The 1,684-nt window shown below is 32.6% G+C and carries 2 protein-coding genes; both read right to left on the reverse strand.

Annotated elements, in window-relative coordinates:
* Nucleotides 1-49: 49 nt before the first annotated feature.
* A complete protein-coding gene (locus tag BUB56_RS19175; RefSeq protein WP_110942085.1) occupies nucleotides 50-325 on the reverse strand; it encodes a hypothetical protein in 276 nt (91 codons plus the stop codon).
* Nucleotides 326-340: 15 nt separating this feature from the next.
* Entirely contained in the window at nucleotides 341-1,567 is a 1,227-nt protein-coding gene (locus BUB56_RS19180; RefSeq protein ID WP_110942838.1) for an IS91 family transposase, read from the reverse strand.
* Nucleotides 1,568-1,684 lie beyond the last annotated feature (117 nt).

Raw genomic sequence — 1,684 nt, forward strand, 5'->3', positions numbered from 1 at the left:
ATAAAAAAGGCGTCCTTAAGGACGCGTTTTAAAACCTAAGCCGCTAGGCTTAATTTTCTAACCGATAGGTTATTCCTTGCTCACTAGTATATTCAATTGGTTCCATAGTGCCTCCACAGACTTCACAGCTGAATCTTGGAGGCACTGTTATATCTCCTTCATCAAAAATATCATAAATATCTACTACATCTTTTGGAATATCTTCTTCTATTCCACAGTCTAAACATTTAAACGTGACAGGCTTATTTTTTTCCTTGAGTTTTTCTATTTTCTTTTGCTCTTTTATTTGTTGTCTTCTCTTGTCTTTCATTTTTTTCTTTGCCATCTTTGTCTCCTTATTCTATCTAAATATCGGTTCTATTATATCACGAGATACCCATTTTACAGCATTATACATGTCTTTGATTTTTTCAACTTCTTTATCAATCTCTCTTCTTATTTTCTGCTCATATCTATTTAACATGCTTCCATATTTCTTATGATATATATCATACAACTCCATTTTTGAGTTGCATTTTTCGCATGACAAAGGATCATGACCAAAAGATTTCATGATTCTATACTTCCATTTTCTTAGTTTCCTTAATTGCTCTATCATTTTCTCGTCTACTAACTTTATAAATTTGTTTTTATGTCTGTTATTTCTTGAATAAATACCATAATATCTTACCATTTTAAACTGCTTTTCAGGTATATGTACGATTACCCTTTTGATAAATTCATAAACATCTAGTTCTACTTCTACCCGTTTTCCATCTTCGTGACTTTGGTAGTAGAATACTACTTTTTTGCCATCATACTTTATAATCCTTGATTCAGCTATCGCTGGTCTTCCTGTATATCTTCCCACATATTTTGCAGCTCCCTTAGCTGTCTTAATTTCTCCTTTTGCATAAACATAGAAACCATCTTTTAACTTCTGATAAAGGGAATCTTTTAACTCTTTAAATCTTCTCTTTCCGATTTCACTTTCAAACTCATCTAGTAATATTTTCTGCCACCTTTTTCTGAGCATATTGTAGGGTATGTATTTCATACTTTTCCAGGAGGTTTTTGTCCCTGCTGCACCTTCGGTTACCAGCATATGTACATGAGGATTCCATTTTAAATCTCTCCCAAAAGTATGAATAACTGCTACAATACCAGGTGTAAAATTTTCTCTTTTGTTGAGATCTTTAAACCAGCTTTTTAACGCTTGTGCTGCGCACTTAGGTAACAATGCTAGTAATTCTCTTTTTTGTTGAAATAGTATTCTCAACTCTTCGGGAATTGTAAACACCATGTGCCTATGCTTTGCATTGATCAGTCTTCCTGTCATATCTTCAACCCAATTGTCTACATAAACCTTACCACAAGATGTACAAAATCTGCTCCTACAACGAAAACCTATCTTCTTTGAATTCTCACAGTCTGGGCACTTATATTCTATGTATCCATTTGCAATCGACCCACAATGCATCATCTTTTTGACTTCACTTAGCACATTTTTTCTAATCTTATGACCATACAATTTGACAAAATCATCCCAATGATCAATAAATATTTGTCTTAGAATCCCTTTTCCCATATCAAAACTCCGCTTACATATTTTTACTGTTAATAAATGGTTAATTCTTCTATGTCCTGATTTTACTCTCTTACATGCCTATTATTATATCAAAAAAATTTATACTTTCTTATACAA

Source organism: Geosporobacter subterraneus DSM 17957 (assembly GCF_900142145.1).
Lineage (GTDB): Bacteria > Bacillota > Clostridia > Peptostreptococcales > Thermotaleaceae > Geosporobacter > Geosporobacter subterraneus.

Coding starts and splice junctions, on each gene's coding strand:
- BUB56_RS19175 (WP_110942085.1), bottom strand. CDS start 325: ATGGCAAAGAAAAAAATGAAAGACAAGAGAAGACAACAAATAAAAGAG.
- BUB56_RS19180 (WP_110942838.1), bottom strand. CDS start 1,567: ATGGGAAAAGGGATTCTAAGACAAATATTTATTGATCATTGGGATGAT.